A 24,608-nucleotide genomic window follows, 5' to 3' on the forward strand; every position below is an offset into this window, starting at 1 on the left:
TGTTTTTTTACAGTTTAAAGGCTAGCCAGTGCGCAAAATTATTCACTGCGACTGTGACTGTTTTTTCGCGGCGGTTGAGATGCGCGACAACCCGGCGCTGAGCGATATTCCCATCGCGATTGGCGGCAGTGTGGAGCAGCGCGGGGTGGTCGCCACCTGCAATTACCCCGCCCGCGAATACGGCATTCACTCGGCGATGCCCATGGCCCAGGCGCTCAAGCGCTGCCCGCATTTAACGGTCATTCGCGGCGATATGGCCAAGTATAAAGCCGTCGCGCGGCAGGTATTTGCCATCTATCGCGACGTTACCGAGCTTATCGAGCCGCTTTCCCTGGATGAGGCGTTCCTGGATGTCTCCGGGGTTACTCAGCATCACGGTAGTGCGACGCTCATGGCCGAGGCGATCCGTGAGCGGGTCAGCCGCGAGGTAGGCATTACCGTCTCGGCGGGTGTGGCGCCGAACAAGTTTCTGGCCAAAATCGCCAGCGACTGGAACAAGCCCGACGGCCTCTGCGTGATCACGCCGGATGAGGTGGACGGCTTCGTACAGCAGCTCTCGGTGAAAAAAATCCACGGCGTGGGTCCGCGTACGGCGGAGAAACTGGCGGGTCTGGACATTCATACCTGTGCCGATTTACGCGCTCGGACACTCACGGATCTGGTGGAGCACTTCGGCCGTTTCGGGCGGCGGTTGCATGAGCTGAGCTGGGGGCGAGATGATCGACAGGTGAAAACCCACCGCGAGCGAAAATCAATCAGCACCGAGCAAACCTATGCCCAGGACTTGCCCACTCTTGAGGCCTGTCGCCATGAACTGCCGGGGCTGATCGAGGATTTAGAGCGCCGCTACGCAAGGCTGGACCCGCCGCTCGGGGTGCGCGGGCTAATCGTTAAAGTAAAGTTCAACGATTTCACCCAAACCACTGTAGAGCACGCTGACCCCGCGCCGGACCTGGCTCAGTTCGAAACACTGCTGAACGTGGGCTGGCACCGTGGCGAGCGACCCGTGCGCCTGCTGGGCGTAGGGTATCGGCTGGCGGAGAACACGCAAGTGCAACAGCTGGCGCTTTTTTAATTAGCCTGTTAACGCCTGATCGGATTGACGCTGCGTACAGAGTGAATTAAAACAGATGTATGATAGATGGTTTCTAACCACTGACTTATCGACTTCACCATGAGCCCTGCCATGCCTGCTGATACCTCATCACGCCCTCGCTTAGTGTTTGCCCATGCCAATGGCTTTCCCGGTTTGAGCTATCGCAGCCTGCTTGATCCATTGGCCGAGTCCTTTGATCTGCACCCGCTGGATCGCCTGGGGCACCATCCGGATTACCCGGTCAATCATAACTGGGGCAACCTGGTGGATGAGTTGCTGAGCTACCTCCCCGATAGCGATAAGCCATTGCTTGGTGTCGGGCATTCGCTGGGCGGCACACTGATGGCGATGGCGGCTGATAAACAGCCCGAACGCTTCTGCGGCGTGATCATGCTCGATCCACCGTTGATGCTGGGACGGGATGCCTGGGCGATGAAAGCTGCCAAACGCTTTGGGTTTGTCGACCGGGTAACACCTGCGGGTAAAACCCTGGGCCGGCGCACGGTATGGCCGAGTCGTGAGGCCATGGCCAATTCGCTGCGTCGCCGGGGGCTGTTCCGGCGCTTTACCCCGGACGCGCTCAACGACTACATTGAAGCAGGAACCCGAGTGTTGGCCGACGGCAGTGCCGAACTGACGTTTGACCCGCGCATCGAGGTAGAGATTTTCCGTCATTTGCCGGACCACTTGACCCGTTTGCCGCGTCGGTTGAGCGTCCCGGTAGAGGTCGTGGCGGGCGACAACTCACACTTGTTGACGGCGTCGCGCATTCAGCGCTTGAAGCGCTATGGGGTCGAGGTGAGCCGTGTTCCCGGCACGCACATGTTCCCCATGGAGCACCCCGAGGAAACCCGCGACGCTATCCTGGATGTCTGGCATCGCATGGCCAAGACGAGTCAGTCTTCCCGCACAGCGTAAGGAGACGTTATGTATCTTTCTGTACAGCTTAGCTATTACCCACTGGCCGATGATTTCAAGCCGGTGGTGAAAGAAGTGGTAAAACGCCTGGAAGCAACAGGCCTGGAGGTTCATCCTAACCGGATGAGTACCCAGGTGTTTGGTGAATTCGACGAGGTGATGGCAGCGCTGAGCGATGTCATGAAGTGGTCGTTCGAAACCCATGGAAAAGCGGTCTTTACGGCTAATTTTCTCGAGGGTGACCGGCGGCCTCGTTAACGCCAACATAAAAAACGCCGCCCAATTGGGCGGCGTTTTGGTCTGATATAAAGATAACGCTTATACCAGCGAATCCAGGCAGGACTCGATAATATCCAGCCCTTCATTGAGCACATCGTCTTGAATGGTGACGGGCATCAAGAAGCGGATGGTGTTGCCGTACATGCCGCAGGAAAGCAGGATCAACCCTTCTTCACGTGCTTTTTTGCACAGCGCCGCGGCCAGTTCAGGGTTGGGCGTACGGTCGGTTTTGTCCGAGACCAGCTCAAAGGCTGCCATGGCACCCATGTTGCGGCTGTTATCAACGCAGGCGAACTTGCTTTCCCAATTGCTGAAGCGTTGCGCCAGCTTTTCGCCCAGCGCCTGGCTCTTCTCGAGAATGTTCTCTTCTTCAAACACTTCCATTACCGCAAGTGCAGCCGCACAGGCGGTCGGGCTGCCGGTATAGGTGCCGCCCAGCGAGTTGGGGCCAGAGGCGTCCATGACCTTGTCGGTACCCACGATCGCGGAGATCGGCATGCCGTCGGCCATGCTCTTGGCCATGGTCATGATGTCTGGCTCTACGCCGCTATGCTCGATGGCAAACATCTTGCCGGTACGACCAAAGCCCGACTGTACTTCGTCGATGATCATCAAGATGCCGTGCTCATCGCAGATTTCACGGATCTTGGTCAGGAAGCTGGTGGAGGCTGGGTAGAAGCCGCCTTCACCGAGTACCGGCTCAAGCACGATAGCGGCGGTATCTTTGGGGTTGGCGTCGGTTTTCAGCGCCATTTTCAAGCCACGGATGGCTTCGTCTTCGCTTACGCCGTGGTAGGGCACGGGGTAAGGTGCGCGGAAAACGGTGCCCGGCATCGGGCCAAAGTCGGTCTGGTAAGGCGCGACCTTGCCGTTCATGGCCATGGTGTAGAAAGTACGGCCGTGGTAGCCGCCGTCGAAGCAGACCACATTGGAGCGTCCTGTGGCCGCGCGGGCAACCTTGATGGCGTTTTCCAGCGCTTCAGCGCCCGAGTTGGCCAGCATTACCTTGGCGTGGCCACGTACCGGGACGATCTGGCTCAGCTTCTCGGCGACTTTTACATAGCCTTCATAGGGCATTACCGTCTGGCATGTGTGCATCACCTTGTCGAGCTGGGCTTTGACCGCCGCCACGACCTTGGGATGGCGGTGGCCGACGTTCAGTACGCCAATGCCGCCGGCAAAATCGATAAAGCGATTGCCATCGGCGTCCCATACTTCAGAGTTTTCCGCGCGCGCGGCAAAGGCGGTGGCGGGGCTTGCGGCACCAGCAGCGACATACTTGTTTTTTAACTCGTTTAACTCGGCATTACTCATAGCTCAACTCCTGAGTTGATGGGGATAGGCTTCAGCATAGTGCGCAATAGGCAGGATTACATGGATGAAGCGACCACAACGCGATTGCGACCCGACTGTTTAGCTTGATACATGGCTTTATCGGCATGATCAAGTAACCGGGTGGTGGAGGCCTCAACATAACCTGCCACGCCTGCGGAGAGCGTAACCGTCAAGGCCCGCTGGGTAAATGTTGTCTGGGCAACGGCAGCGCGCACTCGCTCCATGGCCTGCCGCGCATTTTCTGCATTTACTTCGGGCATGATGACCAGAAACTCTTCGCCGCCCAGGCGAATCTGCAAGTCAGTTTCGCGCAGTGTCTCGTTCACTTTAGCGGTTACTTCCTGGAGAATATCGTCGCCTACGCTATGGCCGTAGGTATCGTTGATCGCCTTGAAATTATCCAGATCAAACATCGCAATGCTAAGTGGGCTGCCATAACGCGAGCTTCGACTTAGCTCCTGTTCCAGGCGCTGCAAGCCGGCCCGGCGATTCAACAGGCCGGTGAGCTCGTCATGGTGGGCGAGGTAATGCAGGCGCTCGTTCGCCCGTTGAAGGCGTTCTTCCAGCCGTTTGCGCTGGGTGATATCGACAATAAAGGTGACTTTCCGTGGCTGGCCGTCGAAGCCGATGATGCGTGCGGCTTCGGCGATAATGGTATGCGTTTTGCCACCTTTACCGATGACCTCCCACTCCTGACGCAGCTCATGTCTCTCCTCTCCCCCTATAAACGAGTCGTGGAGGGCCTGGAGCGTCTCGCGGTTGGCATCGGGAACGACCATGGTGAAGTGCTGGCCGAGCAACTCCTTTTCGGCATAACCGTAAAAGTCACAGTACGCCGGGTTGACCATTTCAAAATAACCATGGGGGTCGGTGATGCAGATACCCAGCGGTGCCGCCTTGATGACGTTTTCCGTATTGCGTTTTGATTGGTCCAGAAGCTGATGAATGTCTGGCGAGGCGTAACTAGTCATTGGGTACCTTCGCTGACCTGCTGTGATTCTTCGCGTAGCGCCATCAGGCGCAGCTTTAAGGCTTTATCGTCAGCCAAGGCATTGACGGCCGGTCGTGCATAGTAGAACCCTTGTTGGCAGGCAATGCCTTCACGGGCCAGCCACAACGCCTCTGCGTGGGTTTCCACGCCTTCGGCAATTAGTTTGATCGCTAGTTCATCGGCCAGTTGAATGATCGAGCGAAGCAGCGACTGGCGTCTATGATCATGGTCACAGTTCATCACCAGTTCACGGTCTATCTTGATTTTATCGGGGGCGAGGTCGGTCAGAAGGTCCAGATTGGCGTAACCATTGCCGAAATCGTCCAGGGCCGTTCTGAAACCCATCGAGCGATAGGCATCAATGATGTTGCATAGATGCTGCCTGTCACGCACGCGCTCGGTTTCGGTGATTTCGAAGATCAGTCGGTCGGTTGGCCAACCCACGCGTTTAGAGACGTCCAGTGTCGCCTGGATGCAGGCCCTGGGTTCGTATACAGCGTTGGGCAGGAAGTTGATCGACAGCGCTGTCGGCATATCAAGCGCGCTTGCCATCTCAATGGCTTTAACTCGACACGCCTGGTCAAAGTGATAGAGCAGGCTGTCGGTCACCTGGGAAATAACGCTCCAGGCAGATTCACCTTGCGGGCCCCGTACCAGAGCCTCATAGGCGTCAATCTTGGCAAGCGATACATCCACAATGGGTTGAAAGGCCATCGTGAAATCGAAGGGCAGCTCGCCTTCGCAGCGTTTGCAGGTTCCGTTTGTGCGCGCGCACTGACTCATTGTATCTCCAGGTCTCTGGCGCTCGCCAGTAACAAAACAAGCGCGGCATTGCCTACTTGGCCAAACAATAGCAGGTTAGTCGTACAAATAGACTAACTCTCTGTAAGCTTTTTGTATATGTATTGTACAGTATTTTGGTGATAACGGACATCAACCAAAAGCACCGGTATAGGCTGCTTTTTACAGTAGCCTAAGATGTAGTTAACCAGTGTACGGTTGGCTAGGCGTTTAAATGAAATCGGTCAGATTCAGATAATACCTGCATCGCGCAACGCCTGTCGCTGCTCAGGGGTAATGCCAATATCGGTTAACACGTCGTCGGTGTGTTCGCCGAGATAGGGCGGCGCCTTACTGGCGCTGATCGATTTACCATTCATGCGAATGGGGTTCGCGACCAGATCAACCTGGCCCGCCTGGGGGTGGGGCAGCGTCTGCTTTAACCCACGCGCTTTGACGTGGGCATCGTCGAATACCCGGTCCAGGGTATTGATCGGGCCGCTGGGCACGCCCACGTCTTCAAATGCCGCCAGCCAGTCGTCGGTGGGGCGCTGGGCAAGTGCCGCTTCGAGTACGGGCACCAATTGGTCGCGGTGCTGAACGCGCATGCCGTTGGTGGCAAAGCGTGGGTCGTCAGCCAGGGCGGGCAGTGAAAGCACCGAGCTAAAGCGCTTGAACTGCTCATCGTTACCCACGGCGACAATCATATGGCCGTCCTGGGTGGCAAAGGCCTGGTAAGGCACGATATTGGGGTGGGCGTTACCCAGCCGCTGGGGGACGTTGCCTGAGGTTAAATAGTTCAAGGCCTGATTGGCGAGCACGCCTACCTGAACGTCCATCAGCGCCATATCGATATGGCAGCCGACACCCGTGTCGCGGCGCTGGTAGAGGGCGGCGAGCACTGCGTTGGCGGCGTACAGGCCGGTAAAGATGTCAGTAAACGCCACGCCGCTTTTTACCGGGCCGCCGCCAGGTTCCTCATCAGGCTTGCCCGTCAGGCTCATGATCCCGCCCATGGCTTGAATCATGAAGTCGTAGCCGGCGCGGTGGGCGTAGGGGCTTTCCTGGCCGAAGCCGGTAATCGAGCAATAGACCAGGCCCGGGTTGAGGGCCTTGAGGCTTGCGTAATCCAGGCCGTACTTCTTGAGGCCGCCGACTTTGAAATTCTCGATCACTACGTCACTGTCAGCCGCCATCTGCTTGATGAGTGCCTGGCCCTCGGGCTTTGCCATGTCCACCGTGACCGAACGCTTGCCGCGGTTGGCGCACAGATAGTAGGCCGACTCGGTACTGCCCGCGAGCCAGGGCGGACCCCAGTGGCGGGTGTCATCGCCGCAGCCGGGGCGTTCCACCTTGATCACGTCGGCCCCCATGTCGGCCAGCATTTGCCCACACCATGGGCCGGCCAGCACTCGGGAGATATCGAGTACCTTGATTCCGGCCAAGGGTTTGGTTAGCTCGCCCATAGAGGCTCCTGTAAGGGGGGATAAGTGCTCAAAGCCTGGTGCTTAACAGATAGTGATTAACGACAGTGATCAAAAGAACGCCTGAATGCCGGTCTGGGCGCGACCCAGAATCAAGGCGTGCACGTCGTGGGTGCCTTCGTAGGTGTTGACCGATTCCAGGTTCACCATGTGGCGAATGACGCCGTACTCGTCAGAAACGCCATTACCACCGTGCATGTCCCGGGACTGACGGGCGATATCCAGCGCCTTGCCGCAGTTGTTACGCTTGATCAGCGAGACCATTTCCGGTGCCCAGTTGCCGCTATCCATCAGGCGGCCCACCTGGAGCGCTGACTGCAGGCCAAGGGTGATCTCGGTTTGCATGTCAGCGAGTTTTTTCTGGATCAGCTGGTTGGCGGCCAGCGGGCGACCAAACTGCTTACGGTCCAGGGTGTACTGGCGGGCGGCGTGCCAGCAGAATTCAGACGTACCCATCACGCCCCACGCAATGCCGTAGCGGGCCTTGTTCAGGCAGCCGAACGGTCCCTTCAAGCCGCTGACATTGGGCAGCAGGTTCTCTTCAGGCACAAACGCATTTTCAAGCACGATCTCGCCGGTAATCGACGCGCGCAGCGAGACCTTGCCTTCGATTTTCGGCGTGGTGAAACCTTCCACGCCGCGTTCGACGATAAAGCCCTTGATCTGGTTGTCGTGGGCGGCCGACTTGGCCCAGACCACCGCGATATCGGCAATCGGACTGTTGGTGATCCACATCTTGGCGCCGGTCAGGCGATAACCGCCGTCAACTTTCTCTGCGCGGGTAATCATGTTGCCGGGATCGGAGCCGTGGTCTGGCTCGGTCAGGCCGAAGCAGCCGACCATCTCGCCGCTGGCAAGCTTGGGCAGGAATTTCTGTTTCTGTTCTTCGGAGCCATAGGTCTCGATGGGGTACATTACCAGCGACGACTGCACGCTCATGGCGGAGCGATAGCCGGAGTCCACGCGCTCGACTTCCCGGGCAATCAGGCCGTAAGCGACGTGGTTGACGCCTGCGCCGCCGTAGTCGGGGGAAACGGTCGCCCCCAGCAGGCCAAGCTCGCCCATTTCGGTCATGATCTCGCGGTCGAAGCGTTCTTCACGGAAGGCGCTTAGCACCCGGGGCTGAAGGTTTTCCTGGCAGTAGTCGTGGGCGGCGTCGCGGATTTGGCGCTCTTCGTCGCTCAACTGTTGCTCAAGCAGCAGCGGGTCGTCCCAGTTGAAGTGTGTCATGTGAACTCCTTGGTGCTGTCCCGCAGACGCCAGCAAGCGACCACGGCAATAACGGTGCGGTCGGTGTGATGCTACAGTCAATGTATCGCCGTTTCTTTAAAATATCTACATTTTTTTAAAACGAAGAATTTATTCGATGCCGCGTGCCTTGAGCACACGGGTAATGATGGGGACCGGCGTCATCAAATGGTCGCGCATCAGGGTAGACGCTCGATCTGCATCCCGGGCCAGGATAACGTCGACCAATGTGGCATGCTCCTGGCGCTTTTGCTCCAGGGCCGTGGGCGACATGACGGTTTCCTGCAGCCAGAGATGGCGGTAGCGCTCCACCTGGTTGAACAGGGTGTCGCGCATTTGCAGGAGATGCGGCGAGTTGCAGCCGCTGGCGATGGCGGTATGAAAGGCTTTGTGACGCAGGTCCCAGCCGTCGAGCAGCTCATCCGGCGAGCTGATGGCGGTGACCTTGGCCAGCCGGTGCGCCGCGGCCAGCACGGCGGCTTCCCAGTCATCGTCGCCGCGTTCGATGGCCAGGCGCAAAATGAGCCCCTCAAGCTGCGCGCGGGCGTCGTAGATATCGTTGAGTTCGGCAAGCGACATGGGCGCAACGCGATAGCCTCGCTGGCTGATGGCCACCACAAGGTGGTCGGCCACCAACTGCGATAATGCCTCGCGCAGCGGGCCGGTGCTGACCCCGTAATCGTCTTTGAGGCGGCTCATCAGCAGCTTCTGTTCCGGTGCGAAGCGGCCTCGGATAATATCGTGCTTGAGCTTCCGGTAGGCGCGAATGGCGAGGTTCTGACGCGGCGCGTCTGGCTCCATGGCGAGTGGCTCCCTGATTAAAGCTGGATAATATCGGTAACAGAAGAATAACGGCTATTATCAGGAAATGTTAACAATTTGGCCTGGAGGAAGAGATTGATGTGGGATTTCATCATTATTGGTGGCGGTATCCTGGGCATGTCCACGGCAATGCAGCTCCAGCAGACCTACCCCGATAAACGTCTGATGGTGCTCGAAAAAGAAAGTGGCCCCGCGCAGCACCAGAGCGGCCATAATAGTGGTGTGATTCACGCCGGTGTGTATTACACGCCGGGTAGCTTGAAGGCCAGATTTTGCCTTGAGGGTAATCGCGCTACCCGCGAATTCTGTGACCAGCACGACATTGCCTACGACATCTGCGGCAAGTTGCTGGTCGCGACGAACGAGGTCGAAAAGCAGCGCATGGAAGCGCTTTGGGAGCGTACTGCGGCCAATGGCCTCGAGCGTGAATGGCTGGAAGCCGATGCCCTGCGCGAGCGCGAGCCGAATATTACCGGCGTGGCGGGTATCCATGTGCCTTCCAGCGGGATCGTCGATTACGCCGAAGTGACTCGGGCCATGGCCGCTGACTTTCAGCGCCTGGGCGGTGAAATCCGCTATGAAGCTGAAGTGACGGGGTTGGAGGAGCGCCGCCAGGAGGTGGTGGTGAGCACAACGAAGGCGTCGTACACCAGCCGTTATCTGGTGTCGTGTTCGGGCCTGATGGCCGACAAGGTGATCCGCATGCTGGGGCAGAAGCCCGACTTCACGATCTGCCCGTTTCGCGGCGAGTACTACCAACTGCCCGAGCAGCATAATCACATCGTGAACCACCTGATTTATCCCATTCCCGACCCGACGATGCCGTTTCTGGGCGTGCACCTGACCCGCATGATCGACGGCAGTGTGACCGTCGGGCCCAACGCAGTGCTCGCTTTAAAGCGTGAAGGCTATCGTAAGCGCGATGTATCGCTTGCCGATATGGGCCAGATGTTGACGCACCCCGGTATTCTCAAGGTGCTGGGCAGGCATCTTCGGCCGGGCCTGGCTGAAATGAAAAACTCGTTTTACAAGCGCGGCTACCTGGAGCTGGTGCGCAAGTACTGCCCCAGCCTGACGGCGGATGACTTGCTGCCCTACCCGGCGGGGGTTCGCGCCCAGGCGGTCTCCAAAGACGGCAAGCTGGTGGACGACTTTCTGTTCGTCAACACCCGGCGGACGCTCAACGTGGGTAACGCGCCGTCACCGGCGGCGACTTCGGCATTGCCCATTGGCGCGCATATCGTTAAGCAGGTTGCGGCGCTGCTGATCGATTGACCCCGGCGCTTAGCCAAACAGCAGGCGCAGCAGGATCGCGGCGATCATCGCAAGGGTAAGGTATTTGATCCACATTGCTCCCCGCGGGCTCATGTTGACCTTTACCGCCAGCCAGGCGCCGGTCATGCTGCCCACCGCCAGCAGAAGCCCGTAGCTCCAGCGCACCTGGTCAAACCACATGAACATCGCCAGGGCAGGGAGGCTGTAGACGAGAATGATCAGCACCTTGAAAACATTGACCTGAGCCAGGTCGATTTTCAGCATGCGGTACAGCACGATGATGAACAGCACGCCCACGCCGACCTGAATAAAGCCGCCGTAAATGCCGATCACGAACATGGCCAGATAAATCAGCGGGGTCAGCCGGTCCTTGGTGAGCGGGCGGGTATCCAGTTTGGGCTGCGGCAGCAGCATCACCAGGGCCGAGGCGGCCATGACGGCAATCAAGATCGCCTCGAACAGCGCATCGCTAACCTGCAGGGCGAGCCACGCCCCCACCAGCGAGCCGACAACGGCAGGCACCGAAAGGCGCAAGCTCAGACCGATATGCGAGGCGCCTGCGCGTCTGAAATTGCTGATCGCGGACACGCTCTGCAGCACAATGGCGACACGGTTAGTGCCGTTGGCTACCTGGGTGGGCAAGCCAAGAAACATTAGTAGCGGCAGTGCCAGCATCGAACCACCTGCCGAGAGCACGTTGATAAACCCGGCGATAATACCGATGCCCACCAGCGCAGCGGCCTCCCAGAGCATCATGGGCGGCACCTGCCAGGGGCATAGTGTCGATAGAGCATGGGGGTCTCCTTGCCTGAAATTTCGATAAGCCATTGATCATATAAGCATCGCCAACTAAACGCACGCAGACGACTTTTCGGCTTGGCCAAGCGTTGAAGCAAGGTTTGCCTTAACGCCAAGTTATTGGCATCAAACGGCGATTGCATGCTAATTTCACTGGGACCGCTTCCATTCGACCGGAAGCTGGATGTATGACCTCCCTATCGTCAACCATACCTATAAGTCCAAACAGGACGGAGGAAACGCTTATGCGAACTCTATCTAAAGCTGCTGCCGCTTCACTCCTGGCCGTTGCGCTGCCTGCCAGCGCCCAGCAACTGTCTATCGCCACGGGCGGTACCGGTGGCGTTTACTACCCCATCGGCGGCGGTTTCGCCGAGATGATCAACGAGCATATTGAAGGTGCTCAGGCCACCGCCGAAGTGACCGGTGCGTCGGTTGAAAACATGGGGCTGATCATGCGCGGTGACGCCGATATGGCCCTGGCCCTGGCCGACACCGTTTATCAGGCCTATACAGGTACCGGCGACTTTGAAGGCCGCCAGATCGAGAATACCCGTGCGCTGGCGTCGGTATACCCGAATGCCGTGCAGCTGGTCACCCTGGCCGACTCAGACATTGAATCGCTGGCCGATCTTGAAGGCAAGCGGGTTTCCGTGGGTGCACCCGGTAGCGGTACCGAGCTGAATGCGCGCGCCGTACTGGAGGCCAACGGCCTGAGCTATGAAGACTTCACGCCCCAGCGGCTGAACTTCAACGAAACCGCTGACGCCATTCGCGATGGCGATATCGACGCGGGTTTCTGGAGCGTTGGGCCTCCCACCAGTTCCATCATGAACCTGGCCACTACGCGTGACATCCGTATCATCGGCCTTTCCGATGAGGAAGTCGCCAACGCGCGGGAAGCAGTGGAAGTGTTCGCGCCCTACCAGCTCCAGGAAGGTCTCTACGAAGGCATGGACGAAACGGTCCAGACCATCGGCATTCCCAACGTACTGGTGGTCAACTCGGATATGGACGAAGAGCTGGCGTATCAGTTAACCCAGTTGCTGTTCGAGAATACCGACGAACTGATCGCGGTTCATCCGGCGGCGAACGATACCACCGTCGAGTTCACCATGGAGTCCACGCCGGTACCTCTGCATCCGGGCGCCATTCGCTACTTTGAAGAAGTCGACGCTGAGATTCCGGATCGTCTACGTCCCTGATTCTTGCGCAGGCGATCATTATGCAACCATTACGACGCCTGCCTTGGACACTGACGGTAAGGTTAGTCCCGGCTTTTGTGCTGGGGCTAACCGGTTCACCATTAGCCGGAGCGGGGTCCACCTCTGCTCCGGCTAATGCGTCTGAGCTCCTGGTAGTGACCGATGAGCAGGGCGAGCAGCTCTTCCAAACGCCAATGCCCGAGGGCTCGCGCTGGTGCCTGAAATGGCAGCATTCGGTGGAGAAGTTTACGGTCCTGGACTGTTACCGAAATCACGCGGGGGTGATGGAACTGGAACGCAGCCACCAACCCGACTTTGCCGCTGGCCTGGGGCACATTTACGGCCGTGGCGAGCAGGTTTCCGATGGTCAGGGCGGATATTGGATCGAGCACATCGACGAGCCCGTTCCAGGGAATCAGTATGTATTGCGTGTCGGCGCACCTGCCGTTAACCACCGCCTGGTCTGGCAGCGCAATGGACAGGCACACAGCTTCAGCCTGAGCCGTCGGGCAGCCGGCGAGCGGGTAACGCTGGGCCTGACCGAGGCAGCTGACGCCAACGCGAAAAACTAATCAGCCAGATATATCGTCTGACGAGGACTCCATGAGTGAATCAAAACAACCTTCGGTGGTAATGCCCGGCGGCAATGTGGTCCAGCCACGTGCTGTGTTGTGGTGCATTACCATCGTGGCGGTAGGGCTCTCACTGTTTCAACTTTACTCAGCGGGCATCCAGCCGTTGGGCCTGTTTTATCAGCGCAGCATTCACCTGGCGTTGATCATGATGCTGGCCTTTTTGATGTTCCCGGTGTTTGGCGGAGGGCGTCCCAGGGGCATTGTTGGCTGGGGGCTTGATGCGGTGTTTTTTACCGGTGCGTTGATTACTGGCGGCTATCTGGTGCTGTATCTCGATGAGATCATCAATCGGGCCGGTTTCTGGTCCCAGACCGATATCATGGTGGCCTGCATCGCCACGGTAACCGTGCTGGAGGCGAGCCGCCGAGCGGTAGGCCTGAGTATGACCATGATCGGGCTGATTGCGATTCTTTACGCGATGGCAGGGCCACGCGGTGATCTGGCCTGGCTGGGGGAGTGGCTGCCTGGCATCTTGGGGCATCGGGGCTATAGCTTTGACCGTATTGCGGGTCAGCTCTATCTTGGCCAGGAGGGTATTTTCGGTCTGCCGCTGGGCGTGGCCGCGACCTATATCTTTATTTTCGTGCTGTTTGGCGCTTTTCTGGAAAGTACCGGTGCCGGCAAGTTTTTTATCGACATGGCTTACGCGGCGACGGGCCGCCAGCGGGGCGGGCCCGCTAAAGCGGCGGTCTTGGCCTCCGCGGGTATGGGCTCCATTTCTGGCAGTGCAATCGCCAATGTGGTGACCACCGGCGCCTTTACCATTCCGCTCATGAAGCGCCTGGGTTATAAGCCCAAGCAGGCCGGTGGTATCGAGGCGGCTGCTTCCACAGGGGGGCAGATCATGCCGCCGCTGATGGGAGCAGGGGCGTTCTTGATCGCTGAATATACCAATACGCCGTACCTTGAAATCGTCAAGATCAGTATCCTGCCCGCGATTATGTACTTTGCAACGGTTTACCTGTTCGTGCATATCATCGCGCTTAAGCAAGGCATGCAGGGTATGGCCAGAAGCGAGCTGCCCCAGATGCGCCAGGTGATGAAGGATGGCTGGCACTTCCTGCTGCCGCTGGGCGTTCTGGTATGGCTGCTGGCGATGAGCATGTCACCCAGTCGCGTCGGCTTTTATGCGGTCGTCACCATGGTGGCGGTGGCCGTGTTGCGTTATGTGTTGTGGTTCTTCTTTGTGGCCCCTCGCCAGGGTGAAACCGTGACGGCCCACAGCATCAAGGAGATGGCCGCTGCGGGGTTCAAGAAACTTGTGGAAGGTCTGGAGTTGGGGGCGCGCAATGCCGTCGCCGTCTCCATGGCGTGTGCCGTTGCGGGGATCATCGTGGGCATTGTCGGGCTTACCGGCCTGGGGCTTAAGTTCTCGTCGATGATGATGGCGTTTTCAGGCGGCAACATTGTGCTCGCACTCATCATGGTTCTGCTGGCAAGCCTGGTCCTGGGGATGGGGCTGCCGGTCACCGCCAGCTATATCGTGCTGATCGTGCTGGTCGGCCCGGCGCTGACGACAGAGTTCGGGATTCCGCTGCTGGTTGCCCACCTGGTGGTGTTCTGGTACTCCCAGGACTCTAATGTGACGCCGCCCATTGCCCTTGCGGGTTTTGCCGGGGCCGCCATTGCGGGCAGCAAGCCCATGGAAACCAGTTTCCAGTCGTGGAAGTTCGCCAAGGGACTGTATCTGATTCCGCTGTTCATGGTGTTTAATCCGGAGATCATCGTGGGCGGTCCAGTGCCGCTGGTGATCTGGAACGCGGTGATCGCCTTGCTGGCGCTCTGCGCCTTTGCCGCTGCGTTGGAAGGTTACCTGTTCACCCGCATGGGGTGGCTGTCACGTGTGGCGATCGCGGTAGCTATCGTCGGCGTGTTCTACCCCAACCTGATGGCGGAAGTTGCCGGGGTGGTCGTCATGAGCGCGGCGATTATCGCCAACTGGCTGGCCAGTCGCCGGGAGTCTGCTGTCGCGGCCTAGCCTGCTAACGGCCCGATCGATGCAGTGAAAAACCGCCGCATAAAAAAAGGCCTGGCATATCGCCAGGCCTTTTGCGTGGAGTGGGGTTGGCTAGAAAATCGATTCCGCCGTGCCGGAGCCTTGTGAGCCACTGGCCTCTTCCAGTTCACGGCTGATCTGTCTGTTTTGGTAGTCAGGCAGGTGATCCTCATGGAACAGCTCAACGATACCGCCAGACTGGTCGTCGCGCAGGCGACGGCCGCTATCCGGATCAATGCGCGCGGTAATGACCGTATCCGGGCGCTCAGGCAACGCCTGGGGCGTTCCTTCCAGGGCTTGCCCCATAAAGTCGATCCAGATAGGCAACGCTGCCTGGGAACCATACTCGGAGATGGTCTCGTTGCTGTCCTTGCCTACCCAGACGGTGGTGACCAGCTCGTCGTTAAAGCCTGCAAACCAGGCATCACGCTGGCTGTTGGTGGTGCCGGTTTTACCGACGATATCGTCGCGCTCAAGGCTCAGCGCGGCGCGTCCGGTGCCTCTCTCGATCACGTCACGCATCATGTCGCGGAGAATGTACACCGCAGCGGGGTCGGCGACGCGTTTCGCCACAGGGTAGTCGTGGCCGTTTATCTCCACCGTCTCCTGACCGTCTTCACATTCACGGCAGGCCACTTGCGGGTTTGCCTCGTCGATGGTTTCCTCTTCTTCGTCACCTTGGCGAGCGACCCGTTCGATAAACCAGGGGGAGACCTGGAAGCCGCCGTTGGCCAGCACCGAATAGGCATTGGTCATTTCCATCGGTGTTAGCGTTGCGCTGCCCAGTGCCAGCGAAAGACCGTTAGGCAGACGCCCTTCGGCAAAGCCAAAGCCTTTCAAGTATTCAAGCGTGTAGTTGATGCCCATGCTTTGCAGAACGCGGATGGTCACCAGATTGCGTGAGCGGGCCAGCGCCGGGCGAAGGCGCATGGGGCCCTGGAAGTCGCGGCTCGAATTCACCGGGCGCCAGAGCTCGTTGCTGCCGTCATCCATCACCACGGGGGCATCATTGACCACGCTGGCCGCGTTCATCTCGCCGTCTTCAAGGGCGGCAAGGTAGATAAACGGCTTGAAGATGGAACCGGCCTGGCGCTGGGCCTGAATGGCGCGATTGAATTTACTGGCGTTGAAGTCAAAGCCGCCCTGAAGCGCACGAATTGCCCCGGTGCGTGGGTCTTGGGCGACCAGCGAGCCTTCTGCATCGGGTAGTTGCGATAAGCGAAGCTGACCCTCTTCATTTTCAACCACACGGATCATATCGCCACGCACCGCGATCTCCTGCGCCGAGCTGGGTTGGGCACCGCGGCTGCGCGGGCTGAGATAAGGTTGGGCCCAGCTCAAGCCTTCCCAAGGTATCTGGCGTAGTTCGCCGTCAACCAGAACCTCCATTTCCTGGCCGCTGCTCTCGACGACAATCGCTGGCTCCAGCAAGCCATAGCGAGGCGTGCGGTCCAGGACCTGAAGCCAGTTGCTGACATCGCCGTCAATGCCTTCGATTTCAGTTTGGCTTCGCGCGGCCGCCTGGCGGGCGGTTTGGCGAATTTCCGGTGACTCGGCAAGCTCTTCTTCCAGGCCCCGGGTTTCGGTCTCTTCCTGGGCTTCAACCAGGCTTGCGGCAATGTCGCGTTCCTCGGGCCCGCGCCAGCCGTGGCGCCGGTCGTAGGCAATCAAGCCGTTGGCCAGAGTGCGGCGGGCGGTGGGCTGCAACTCGCTGTCGATGGTCGTGTAAATGCGGTAGCCGCCGGTATAGGCATCGTCCCCGAAGCGATCGACGGCGTATTGGCGGGCCATTTCGGCCACGTAGGACGCATCCACTTCCGGCACGGTGGAATGCCGCTCTGCGGTCACCGGCGCTTGAACGGCTTCACGATAGGTCTCTTCGTCGATGTGGCCCAGCTCGCGCATGCGGAACAGAATCCAGTTGCGGCGAATCAGCGAACGTTCAGAGTTGGCCAGGGGGTTAAACGCCGAGGGGGCTTTGGGCAGGCCAGCGATCATGGCGGTTTCGGCCAGCGTCAGTTCATCCGGGGGTCTGTCGTAATAGGTGTCGGCCGCCGCGGCAATCCCGTACGCCCGGTTACCCAGGAAGATTTTGTTTACATAAAGTTCAAAAATTTCTTGTTTGTTTAACACCTGTTCCATCTGCAGGGCGAGCAGTATTTCGCGGATTTTACGCGTGAAGGTTTGGTCCAGCGTCAGCAGATAATTGCGCGCCACCTGCATGGTAATGGTGGAGCCGCCGGACTGGATGGTTCCCCCGCTCTGCATCAGTTCCAGGGAGGCGCGCGCCAGGCCGCGCGGGTCCACGCCCTGGTGGTCGAAGAAACTGGCGTCTTCGGCGGCGGTCAGTGCGTTGATCATCTCATCGGGGATTGCCTCGAAGTCAATTTCGATGCGTCGTTCTTCGCCAAACTCCCCGATCAGGCGCCCGTCGCGGGTCAGGATGCGCAAGGGGGTGTGCAATTCAAAGTTTTGCAACTGACGAACGTCCGGAAGGCCCGGAGCGAAATAGATAGCGGCGCCGACCAGGGCAAGAACGACGGCACCGGTTAGCGAGACCAGAATGCCCAACAGCGACACAATAAGGGTGCGGAGAAACGTCATGAATGGAAAGTACCCGTGGGATGAATAAAAAAGAGACGGTATCTAAACGACCGTATCACGCAACTGGCTGCCATTATAGGAAGCCAAGGCGGCCGCCACCAGTGTTGATGTGCCATCATGCGGCGTGAGTGTGACTCGGCTTAAAATCATGTAACCTCGAGCAACGCGATAGGCAAGCGACTCCGGACCCATAATGCGCTTACTCAAACCTCGTAACGGGTTGATCGGCGTCGATATTACCTCGGCGACTGTCAAGCTGCTTGAACTCAAGAACGCTCATCAGAACTTTCAGGTGCAAAGCTACGCCGTGCGTCCGCTTCGTGAAGGGGCGGTAGTGGAAAGACGCATCCGTGATATCGACGACGTCGCCCAGGTTCTCAGTCGCGCGGTAGAACATGCCAGCCCGTCAACGCGTAAAGCGGCGGTGGCCGTACCTGCGAGCGCGGCGATCACCAAAACGCTCAGCTTTCCGCGATCACTCAGTGAAGACGATATTGAAGCCCGCATCATCGCCGAGTCAGACCGGCATATTCCGTTTCCGTTCAATGAGGTGGCGTTTGATTTTGAGTGCCTGGGGCCATCGCCATTTGACGATGACCGTCAGCAGGTGGTGCTGGTGGCCTGCCGCCAGCAGGATGTAAGCCAGTTAACCGAGACCCTCGAGCGCGCCGGGCTCGAGCCCGCCGCCGTTGAAGTTGAAACCTTTGCCATGGAGCGATCGTTTGAAGTGCTGCGCCGCCAGCTTCATGTTCAGGACGACCCCGACGCCTGCGTCGGCCTGGTGGATATCGGGGCCAATATGAACGCTTTTCACGTCGTGCGCGGTGGGCACATCGTCTACAGCCGTGACACGGTCTTTGGTGGCCGCCAACTGACCGATGCCATCCGCGACCGTTACCAATTAAGTATGGAGGAGGCCGGTTTTGCCAAAAAACGCGGCGGCCTGCCCGATGACTATCCTGACAGCGTGCTTAACCCGTTTTTGGAAACGGTCGTACAGCAGGTGGGCCGCTCACTCCAGCTTTACTACACCGCAGGGCGTCAACATGAGGTTCAGCATATTGTTCTGGCCGGTGGGTCGAGCGTAATTCCTGGCTTGGCAGAGCGTATCGCTGAAGATAGTGGCATGAACGTGACGATCGCCAACCCCTTCCAGGCCATGGCGGTCAACAAGCGCCTGGATGTCGAAGCGCTCACCAACGATGCCCCGGCGATGCTGACTGCAGGCGGCCTGGCCATGAGGGTTGGGCAATGAGCATCACCATCAACCTGTTACCCTGGCGTGAGGAGCAGCGCGAACGGCGCACGCGGCGTTTTTACTACTTTATGGTGCTGATGTTGTTGTTAGGCGTCGCACTCGGCTGGGGCATCGCCAAGTTTTATTCAATGCAACTGGCTGCCCAGCAACAGCGCAATGCGTTTATTGAGGCTCAAACCCGCGAGCTGACAGCGGATATTGGCAACCTGGAGCGCTATAAGGCGGACGCCCTGCGGCTCGGTGAGCAACTGGTGTTGTTCCAAACGCTGCAAACACAGCGGGCCAGCACCGTTGAGCTGTTCAATGCACTCGCTAGCAGCGTCGCCAGCGGTGTGGTCTACCAGCAGGTGTCGCGCAACGGTGCCCAGGTCAGCATCGAAGGGGTCGCGGCCAGCGAACGGCAGGTGTCCGAGCAGTTACGCCGAGTGGCTGACAGTCGGGCGTTTGGCGTGCCATCGCTATCGGAAGTCGAGAGTGACGCTGAGGGTGGCGGCCGACAGTTCCGCTTCGATGTTGAGCAACCCTCACTGTCGGCTTCCGCCGAGGAGCAGCCATGATCTGGAAGCGGGCGCGTTGGGCGCAGGAATGGCAACAGCTGCGCGATGTCGATTGGCGAGACCTGGATGTGAAAGAAGCCGGTGGCTGGCCATTGCTGCTCAAAGCGCTTTGCGGTGGGCTGGCCTTGCTGGTGGCTGTATTGATAATGGAATGGTTGATTATCGGCGAGCGGCGCGCCGAGTTGGCCAGTGCGCAGCAGCAAGAATCGCGCTTGCTTGGCGACTACCGTCGGCAGTCAGGTGAAGCGGCTCAATTGCCCAAGATACGCGAGCAGCTTGCCACGCTGGAAGACCAAATGGCGCGTGTGCGCGCCATCCTGCCCACCGGTGCGGAGATTCCATCGTTGCTCGATAGTATTAGCGATGCCGCGGTGGATAACCGGCTGACAATCGAAACCATTCGTCTGCGTCCCACGGTTACCCAGCCCCACTATGTGGAGCAGCCGCTGGATATACAGGTACGCGGCGACTTTCATCAGATTGCCCGTTTCGCCGCCGACATTGCCTCGTTATCCCGGCTTGTGACCCAGCACGACTTCACGTTGGCGCCCGTCGATACCACTGGGGACAGCCTGCGGCTTTCCTTGCTGGCGCGCACCTACCGAGATCGGGAGGAGGCTCCATGACGTCGTGGGTTCGCCGAGGGTTAGTCGCTGGATGGCTAGCGGGGTTTCTCCTGTTGACGGGCTGCGCGGATCCAGCGCTGTCGCAACTGGAGGCAACCCTTGACGATATACGGCAAACCTCCAGCAGTGAGCCGGTCATGGTGATTCCGTATGTGCCGCTTTACCCTGCACAACGCTATCAGCACAGCGAGGCGCGCAGCCCCTTTTTGCCGCCACAATCGACACAGGACAGCGCGTACGGGGCGGCGGGTGAAAATGGCCCCGACCCGCAACGACCTGCCGAACCACTGGAGCGCTTTTCACTGCAAGAGCTTCAGCTGGTTGGCACGATACGCATGGACGGTCGGCGAGTGGCCATGATTGCGACACCTGAGGGTGAGGTGGTTAACGTCAGGGAAGGTCATTATATGGGCACAAATTATGGTCGCATTGTTGCCATATCAGCTCAGGAGATTGAGATTCGCGAACGCGTCTACACCCAGCAAAATGGCTGGCAGACACGTCCTGCTTCGCTCACTATTGTCGATGAGCGCTAAATGATGACGGGCATGCGCATCACGCAGCGACCCAAAGCAAGTGGATGGAGACCCATGGCAAACACCTTGGTAAGCCGTTTTCGGCAAAGCATGCTGGCCGCAATGATGCTACTTCCCGGTTGGGCGGTGGCGTCGGTGCTCACCGATCTCGAGGTGCGTGAAACGCAAGGCGGCGACGTGGCGTTGGAGTTGCGTTTCAGCGGTGAGGTGCCTGAGCTCAATGGCTACCCGCTGACGAACCCGCCGCGTTTGGCACTGGATCTGGCGGATACCCAAAACGGCCTGACCGAGCGTCGGACACGCGTTGACCTGGGGGGCGTTGAGGGCATTACCGCGCTGGAAGGCAGTGGTCGCACGCGCCTTGTGCTGGACCTGGAGGCGCCTCGCCAGTTTCGTTCATCGGTGTCCGGTGACCGGCTGACAGTGACCCTGGCGGCCGCTGGGGCATCGAATGAGCTGCCTGTCGAACGCCTTGAAACAGCGCAGGGGCCCCAGGTGCAGGATATTGACTTTCAACGCGGTGAAAGTGGTGCAGGGCGCTTGTTGGTGACCTTTGATCGCGACAGCGTCAGCCCCAAGGTGCGCGAGGGTGGACGTAATGAGGTGATTGTCGAACTCGGGCAGGTGACGGTGCCCGACGCCCTCAATCAGGTCTATGACGTGACGGATTTTGCCACGCCGATCTCGCGTATCACGCCGCGCCGCGGGCAACGCGGCAGTGAGCTGGTGCTCACCACCGATGGCCCCTATGCCATGGTGTCATCGCAGTCAGGCGATCAGTTGACGGTGGAAGTCCAGCCTGTCAGCGAAGTCCCGCAGCAGGCGCGTGTGGATCAAGGCGAGGAATATACTGGCGAGCGGTTGAGTCTTAACTTTCAGGATATTGAAGTGCGCGCCGTGCTTGCCACGCTCGCCGATTTTACCGGCTTGAACCTGGTGGCCAGCGATAGCGTCAGCGGACGGGTAACGCTCAATCTTAACGATGTGCCCTGGGACCAGGCGCTGGACCTGATCCTCCAGAGCCAGGGGCTTTCCAGTCGTGAAAAGGGCAATGTGATTGTGGTGGCGCCGGCGAGCGAACTGGCTGAACTAGAGCGCCAGGAACTGGAAGCCCGCAATCAGCAGGAAACGCTGGCACCGCTTGTAACAGAGTTTATTGAAGTGAAGTACGCCCGTGCCGAAGACCTGTCGCAACTGCTGCGTGGCGGTGAAGGTTTCGGTCTGCTCACCGAGCGAGGCCGGGTCAGCGTTGACCAACGCACCAACACGCTGCTGGTTCAGGACACCCCGGATCAAGTGCGCGAAATCGTGCGCACGCTGGACCGCCTGGATGTAGCCGTTCGCCAGGTGCAGATTGAAGCCCGCATCGTGATCGCCCGTGATACGGCTTCCCGCGAGCTGGGCATCAACTGGGGGGCGTCCAGCACCCGCGGATTTCAGGATGGCGGTGACGGCACATTCGAACGCCGCGATATCAATCCCGATGGGCTAAACCGTGCTCGCGGCGGGCTGGCGGTTGATTTTGGCGATACCTCCGACGCCGGTGCCGGGTTCAGCTTTGGCTACCTGGCCGGTGATGTATTGCTCGATCTTGAGCTGCGCGCCCTGGAAAGTGAGGGCAAGAGCCAGACCATTTCACAGCCCAAGATCATTACCGCCAATCAGCGCACCGCTACCATCAGCCAGGGCGAGGAGCGTGCCTTCCAGAGTGTTGACGGTAACGATAATCCGGATACCGAGTTCAAGGAGGCCGAGCTATCGCTTGAGGTCACCCCGCAGATTACGCCGGATAACCGCATCATCATGGATCTGTTGATTCGCAATGACAGCTTCCGGGAGTCCGAGTTTGGGGGGGAACCGCCGATAGACACCAATGAAATCGAGACCCAGGTACTGGTCGATAATGGGCAAACCGTGGTGCTGGGCGGTATTTTAACCACCGAGGAGCTGCGTCAAGTCGCCAAAACACCGCTGCTCGGCGATATTCCCTTGCTGGGTCGACTGTTTCGCTATACCGAAGAGAGCAATGAAAAGGTAGAGTTGTTAGTCTTTATTACACCACGACTCCTTGATGATGGCTTAACGGTTCGCTAATGCAGGATTTACCCAACCTTTTTCTGATTGGCCCCATGGGGGCTGGCAAAAGCACGATTGGTCGACTGCTGGCAGCCGAACTATCGCGCGACTTTTTTGATAGCGACCACGCCATTCAAGCGCGCTGCGGGGCAGATATCCCGTGGATTTTTGATGTGGAAGGCGAGCAGGGCTTTCGCCAGCGTGAGATTCACATGATCGACGAGCTGACCCAACGCCATCCCGTGGTTGTGGCGACCGGCGGTGGCGCGGTGCTGCGCGAGGAAAACCGCCGCGCGCTCCGCGAGCGGGGCACGGTAGTGTACCTGTTGACCACTGTCGATCAGCAGCTCCGGCGCACGGCGAAAGACCGCAACCGCCCGCTGTTGCAGTGTGCTGACCGCGAGAAGGTGCTGAACGATATGTTCGCCGCCCGTGACCCGCTTTATCGTGCCACGTCGGATATTACCGTGCGTACCGACCGGCGCAGCCCGCGCGCGGTGGTCAATGAAATTGTGCGTCGCGTCCGGCGCCTGGTCGACCCTCTTGAATCCATAAATTCGTCAAACAAGGTATCCCCATGACCGCAGTTGACGGCGTACAGCGTACGCTTGAGGTGGCGCTCGGCGAGCGCAGCTATCCGATCCTTATTGGTACAGGGCTTGTAGGCAGGCCCGATATGCTGACGCCGTATCTGGCTGGCCAGCAGGTAATGGTGGTCACCAATGAAACCATTGCCCCGCTGTATCTGGAACGTCTCTGCGATAGCCTGCCGGATGATCTGGAGGTGCGCACGCTAGTGCTGCCCGATGGCGAACAGTACAAGACCATCGAGCAGGTAGAGCGTATCTGGAGTGCGCTGTTGGAAGCGGGGTTTAACCGTCGCTGCACCCTGATAGCGCTGGGCGGTGGGGTCATTGGCGACATGGTCGGCTACGCGGCCGCCGCCTACCAGCGTGGCGTGGCGTTCATCCAGGTGCCGACCACGCTGCTGTCCCAGGTGGACTCCTCGGTGGGCGGCAAAACCGGCGTCAATCACCCGCTGGGTAAGAACATGATCGGCGCCTTCTGGCAACCCAAGGCCGTGCTGGTCGATATCGACACGCTCACCACGCTGCCCGCGAGGGAGTTGTCAGCGGGACTCGCGGAGGTGATCAAATACGGTTTCATCCGTGATGAAACCTTCCTGGCCTGGCTGGAAGCCAACATGACGGCTTTACGCCGCGTGGAGCCCGAGGTGATTGCCGAGGCCATCGCCCGAAGCTGCCTGATAAAAGCGGATATCGTCACTGAGGATGAAACCGAGCAGGGCGTTCGCGCGCTGCTCAACCTGGGCCACACCTTTGGCCACGCCATTGAAGCGCACCAGGGCTATGGTAACTGGTTGCACGGCGAAGCCGTAGGCGCTGGGATGGCCATGGCCGCGACGCTCTCCCATGAGCTGGGCTGGATTTCGGCGGCGGATCGCGAACGCAGTCTGGCGGTGATCAAGAGCGCCGACTTGCCTGTTCATGCACCGGCAGGCATGTCGAGTGACGACTTTCTTGCCCGCATGCGGCTGGACAAGAAGAATATCGATACCCGCTTGCGCCTGGTGCTGCTTGAGGCGTTGGGCAGTGCCTGCGTCAGCGATGCGGTGCCGCCTGACCAATTAAAAACCCTGCTCGATCAATATCCGCGACGCTAGCCGCTGATTTCCCGTTGTATTGCACCTAAAAACACCCCGCTTCGACCAAGCGGGGTGTTTTTAGGTGTGCGCAATAAAGGTTTCTGTTTTAGCTAATCCGCATGCCTTATGCAGTATCGGCATGGCTAAAAAGCGCCTTATTAGACTAAAGTCTAGGCATTGGAGTGTTTCGTTAAAATAGCGTTTTCCTGCGCTGCAAGTGGTTGAAGGATATCGTTTTTTTAATTGATCGGTTGTGCAACTACAGGATTTGGAAAGGGTTTTGAAGGCTCAGGAGGTGAGGAAAGATTGCGCAAAGCGGCTGCAAATCGCTATGCTGACCGGCCATTTTCCAATGGTAGCGAAGGCAAAAGCCGCCCTCCAACAGGCCGGTTATCACCACTAAAAAAATCAACAACCCGCCTT

Annotated in this window: 22 protein-coding genes; 14 read left to right on the top strand and 8 right to left on the bottom strand. The window is 58.9% G+C overall.

Annotated features, from left to right (window positions below; genetic code table 11):
* The first annotated feature begins 28 nt into the window (after positions 1–28).
* From dinB to IT895_RS03295, 3 genes are all read left to right on the top strand, one after another.
* Positions 29–1,075: a DNA polymerase IV gene (gene dinB / locus IT895_RS03285; RefSeq protein WP_199284681.1), complete on the top strand. Its 1,047-nt coding sequence runs from the start codon at positions 29–31 to the stop codon at positions 1,073–1,075.
* A gap of 111 nt (positions 1,076–1,186) precedes the next feature.
* Entirely contained in the window at positions 1,187–2,014 is an 828-nt protein-coding gene (locus IT895_RS03290; RefSeq protein WP_085919606.1) for an alpha/beta fold hydrolase, read from the top strand.
* A 9-nt stretch (positions 2,015–2,023) separates the two neighbouring features.
* Entirely contained in the window at positions 2,024–2,272 is a 249-nt protein-coding gene (locus tag IT895_RS03295; RefSeq protein ID WP_008958845.1) for a YkoF family thiamine/hydroxymethylpyrimidine-binding protein, read from the top strand.
* Positions 2,273–2,332: 60 nt separating this feature from the next.
* On the opposite strand, the gene gabT is transcribed toward IT895_RS03295, so the two are convergent.
* The 6 genes from gabT to csiR all read right to left on the bottom strand — a co-directional run bounded on the left by gabT (position 2,333) and on the right by csiR (position 8,932).
* Positions 2,333–3,607: a 4-aminobutyrate--2-oxoglutarate transaminase gene (gene gabT, locus IT895_RS03300; protein ID WP_085919605.1), complete on the bottom strand. Its 1,275-nt coding sequence runs from the start codon at positions 3,605–3,607 to the stop codon at positions 2,333–2,335.
* 56 nt (positions 3,608–3,663) lie between these two features.
* Entirely contained in the window at positions 3,664–4,599 is a 936-nt protein-coding gene (locus IT895_RS03305; protein ID WP_199284682.1) for a GGDEF domain-containing protein, read from the bottom strand.
* Complete coding sequence (locus IT895_RS03310; RefSeq protein WP_199284683.1) at positions 4,596–5,402, bottom strand: EAL domain-containing protein; 807 nt, start codon at positions 5,400–5,402, stop codon at positions 4,596–4,598. Before IT895_RS03310 ends, IT895_RS03305 begins: the two co-directional genes overlap by 4 nt.
* Before the next feature lie 248 nt (positions 5,403–5,650).
* Positions 5,651–6,865 (bottom strand): CaiB/BaiF CoA transferase family protein, encoded by a 1,215-nt coding sequence (locus IT895_RS03315; RefSeq protein WP_085919602.1) that lies wholly within the window; start codon positions 6,863–6,865, stop codon positions 5,651–5,653.
* Between the two features lie 69 nt (positions 6,866–6,934).
* Positions 6,935–8,113: an acyl-CoA dehydrogenase gene (locus tag IT895_RS03320; RefSeq protein ID WP_085919601.1), complete on the bottom strand. Its 1,179-nt coding sequence runs from the start codon at positions 8,111–8,113 to the stop codon at positions 6,935–6,937.
* 129 nt (positions 8,114–8,242) lie between these two features.
* Positions 8,243–8,932, bottom strand: coding sequence for a DNA-binding transcriptional regulator CsiR (csiR, locus tag IT895_RS03325; RefSeq protein ID WP_199284684.1), 690 nt, complete (start codon positions 8,930–8,932; stop codon positions 8,243–8,245).
* A gap of 99 nt (positions 8,933–9,031) precedes the next feature.
* Between csiR and lhgO the strand changes: the two genes are divergently transcribed.
* Entirely contained in the window at positions 9,032–10,228 is a 1,197-nt protein-coding gene (gene lhgO, locus IT895_RS03330; RefSeq protein WP_199284685.1) for an L-2-hydroxyglutarate oxidase, read from the top strand.
* Positions 10,229–10,237: 9 nt separating this feature from the next.
* Here the strand turns inward: lhgO and IT895_RS03335 are convergent, their stop codons facing one another.
* Positions 10,238–10,984 (bottom strand): sulfite exporter TauE/SafE family protein, encoded by a 747-nt coding sequence (locus IT895_RS03335; RefSeq protein ID WP_085919598.1) that lies wholly within the window; start codon positions 10,982–10,984, stop codon positions 10,238–10,240.
* 287 nt (positions 10,985–11,271) lie between these two features.
* Here IT895_RS03335 and IT895_RS03340 point away from each other — a divergent pair, with 287 nt between their 5' ends.
* The 3 genes from IT895_RS03340 to IT895_RS03350 are packed head-to-tail and all read left to right on the top strand — an operon-like array spanning position 11,272 to position 14,844.
* Positions 11,272–12,231, top strand: coding sequence for a TAXI family TRAP transporter solute-binding subunit (locus IT895_RS03340; protein WP_085919597.1), 960 nt, complete (start codon positions 11,272–11,274; stop codon positions 12,229–12,231).
* 20 nt (positions 12,232–12,251) lie between these two features.
* Entirely contained in the window at positions 12,252–12,803 is a 552-nt protein-coding gene (locus IT895_RS03345) for a DUF1850 domain-containing protein (protein WP_199284686.1), read from the top strand.
* 31 nt (positions 12,804–12,834) lie between these two features.
* Positions 12,835–14,844 (top strand): TRAP transporter permease, encoded by a 2,010-nt coding sequence (locus IT895_RS03350; RefSeq protein ID WP_085919595.1) that lies wholly within the window; start codon positions 12,835–12,837, stop codon positions 14,842–14,844.
* 90 nt (positions 14,845–14,934) lie between these two features.
* On the opposite strand, the gene IT895_RS03355 is transcribed toward IT895_RS03350, so the two are convergent.
* Positions 14,935–17,466, bottom strand: a complete 2,532-nt coding sequence (locus tag IT895_RS03355) for a penicillin-binding protein 1A (protein ID WP_199284687.1) — start codon at positions 17,464–17,466, stop codon at positions 14,935–14,937.
* A gap of 193 nt (positions 17,467–17,659) precedes the next feature.
* On the opposite strand from IT895_RS03355, the gene pilM reads away from it, so the two are divergent.
* The 7 genes from pilM to aroB are packed head-to-tail and all read left to right on the top strand — an operon-like array spanning position 17,660 to position 24,203.
* Positions 17,660–18,721: a type IV pilus assembly protein PilM gene (gene pilM, locus IT895_RS03360; RefSeq protein ID WP_085919593.1), complete on the top strand. Its 1,062-nt coding sequence runs from the start codon at positions 17,660–17,662 to the stop codon at positions 18,719–18,721.
* The gene (locus tag IT895_RS03365) at positions 18,718–19,281 is read left to right on the top strand and encodes a PilN domain-containing protein (protein WP_199284688.1); all 564 of its coding nucleotides are present in this window, start codon (positions 18,718–18,720) and stop codon (positions 19,279–19,281) included. Before pilM ends, IT895_RS03365 begins: the two co-directional genes overlap by 4 nt.
* Complete coding sequence (locus IT895_RS03370) at positions 19,278–19,907, top strand: type 4a pilus biogenesis protein PilO (RefSeq protein ID WP_085919591.1); 630 nt, start codon at positions 19,278–19,280, stop codon at positions 19,905–19,907. The genes IT895_RS03365 and IT895_RS03370 overlap by 4 nt, the downstream gene beginning before the upstream one ends.
* Positions 19,904–20,443 carry a pilus assembly protein PilP gene (locus IT895_RS03375; RefSeq protein ID WP_199284689.1) on the top strand — a complete coding sequence of 180 codons (540 nt, stop codon included), beginning with the start codon at positions 19,904–19,906 and terminating at the stop codon, positions 20,441–20,443. The genes IT895_RS03370 and IT895_RS03375 overlap by 4 nt, the downstream gene beginning before the upstream one ends.
* A gap of 54 nt (positions 20,444–20,497) precedes the next feature.
* A complete protein-coding gene (gene pilQ, locus IT895_RS03380) occupies positions 20,498–22,537 on the top strand; it encodes a type IV pilus secretin family protein (RefSeq protein WP_199284690.1) in 2,040 nt (679 codons plus the stop codon).
* Positions 22,537–23,100 (top strand): shikimate kinase AroK, encoded by a 564-nt coding sequence (aroK, locus tag IT895_RS03385; RefSeq protein WP_066321297.1) that lies wholly within the window; start codon positions 22,537–22,539, stop codon positions 23,098–23,100. Before pilQ ends, aroK begins: the two co-directional genes overlap by 1 nt.
* Positions 23,097–24,203 (top strand): 3-dehydroquinate synthase, encoded by a 1,107-nt coding sequence (gene aroB / locus IT895_RS03390; protein ID WP_199284691.1) that lies wholly within the window; start codon positions 23,097–23,099, stop codon positions 24,201–24,203. The genes aroK and aroB overlap by 4 nt, the downstream gene beginning before the upstream one ends.
* Positions 24,204–24,608: the final 405 nt, after the last annotated feature.

It is taken from the genome of Halomonas sp. A40-4 (genome assembly GCF_015767635.1).
Taxonomy (GTDB): domain Bacteria; phylum Pseudomonadota; class Gammaproteobacteria; order Pseudomonadales; family Halomonadaceae; genus Vreelandella; species Vreelandella janggokensis.

Excerpts from the sequence above, each read along its gene's own strand:
- gabT (WP_085919605.1), bottom strand. The coding sequence starts at position 3,607 with ATGAGTAATGCCGAGTTAAACGAGTTAAAAAACAAGTATGTCGCTGCT.
- IT895_RS03310 (WP_199284683.1), bottom strand. The coding sequence starts at position 5,402 with ATGAGTCAGTGCGCGCGCACAAACGGAACCTGCAAACGCTGCGAAGGC.
- IT895_RS03295 (WP_008958845.1), top strand. The coding sequence starts at position 2,024 with ATGTATCTTTCTGTACAGCTTAGCTATTACCCACTGGCCGATGATTTC.
- IT895_RS03335 (WP_085919598.1), bottom strand. The coding sequence starts at position 10,984 with ATGATGCTCTGGGAGGCCGCTGCGCTGGTGGGCATCGGTATTATCGCC.
- IT895_RS03355 (WP_199284687.1), bottom strand. The coding sequence starts at position 17,466 with ATGACGTTTCTCCGCACCCTTATTGTGTCGCTGTTGGGCATTCTGGTC.
- IT895_RS03345 (WP_199284686.1), top strand. The coding sequence starts at position 12,252 with ATGCAACCATTACGACGCCTGCCTTGGACACTGACGGTAAGGTTAGTC.
- IT895_RS03290 (WP_085919606.1), top strand. The coding sequence starts at position 1,187 with ATGCCTGCTGATACCTCATCACGCCCTCGCTTAGTGTTTGCCCATGCC.
- IT895_RS03340 (WP_085919597.1), top strand. The coding sequence starts at position 11,272 with ATGCGAACTCTATCTAAAGCTGCTGCCGCTTCACTCCTGGCCGTTGCG.
- IT895_RS03315 (WP_085919602.1), bottom strand. The coding sequence starts at position 6,865 with ATGGGCGAGCTAACCAAACCCTTGGCCGGAATCAAGGTACTCGATATC.
- IT895_RS03370 (WP_085919591.1), top strand. The coding sequence starts at position 19,278 with ATGATCTGGAAGCGGGCGCGTTGGGCGCAGGAATGGCAACAGCTGCGC.
- IT895_RS03365 (WP_199284688.1), top strand. The coding sequence starts at position 18,718 with ATGAGCATCACCATCAACCTGTTACCCTGGCGTGAGGAGCAGCGCGAA.
- pilM (WP_085919593.1), top strand. The coding sequence starts at position 17,660 with ATGCGCTTACTCAAACCTCGTAACGGGTTGATCGGCGTCGATATTACC.
- aroB (WP_199284691.1), top strand. The coding sequence starts at position 23,097 with ATGACCGCAGTTGACGGCGTACAGCGTACGCTTGAGGTGGCGCTCGGC.
- lhgO (WP_199284685.1), top strand. The coding sequence starts at position 9,032 with ATGTGGGATTTCATCATTATTGGTGGCGGTATCCTGGGCATGTCCACG.
- IT895_RS03350 (WP_085919595.1), top strand. The coding sequence starts at position 12,835 with ATGAGTGAATCAAAACAACCTTCGGTGGTAATGCCCGGCGGCAATGTG.
- IT895_RS03305 (WP_199284682.1), bottom strand. The coding sequence starts at position 4,599 with ATGACTAGTTACGCCTCGCCAGACATTCATCAGCTTCTGGACCAATCA.
- IT895_RS03320 (WP_085919601.1), bottom strand. The coding sequence starts at position 8,113 with ATGACACACTTCAACTGGGACGACCCGCTGCTGCTTGAGCAACAGTTG.
- IT895_RS03375 (WP_199284689.1), top strand. The coding sequence starts at position 19,904 with ATGACGTCGTGGGTTCGCCGAGGGTTAGTCGCTGGATGGCTAGCGGGG.
- aroK (WP_066321297.1), top strand. The coding sequence starts at position 22,537 with ATGCAGGATTTACCCAACCTTTTTCTGATTGGCCCCATGGGGGCTGGC.
- pilQ (WP_199284690.1), top strand. The coding sequence starts at position 20,498 with ATGGCAAACACCTTGGTAAGCCGTTTTCGGCAAAGCATGCTGGCCGCA.
- csiR (WP_199284684.1), bottom strand. The coding sequence starts at position 8,932 with ATGGAGCCAGACGCGCCGCGTCAGAACCTCGCCATTCGCGCCTACCGG.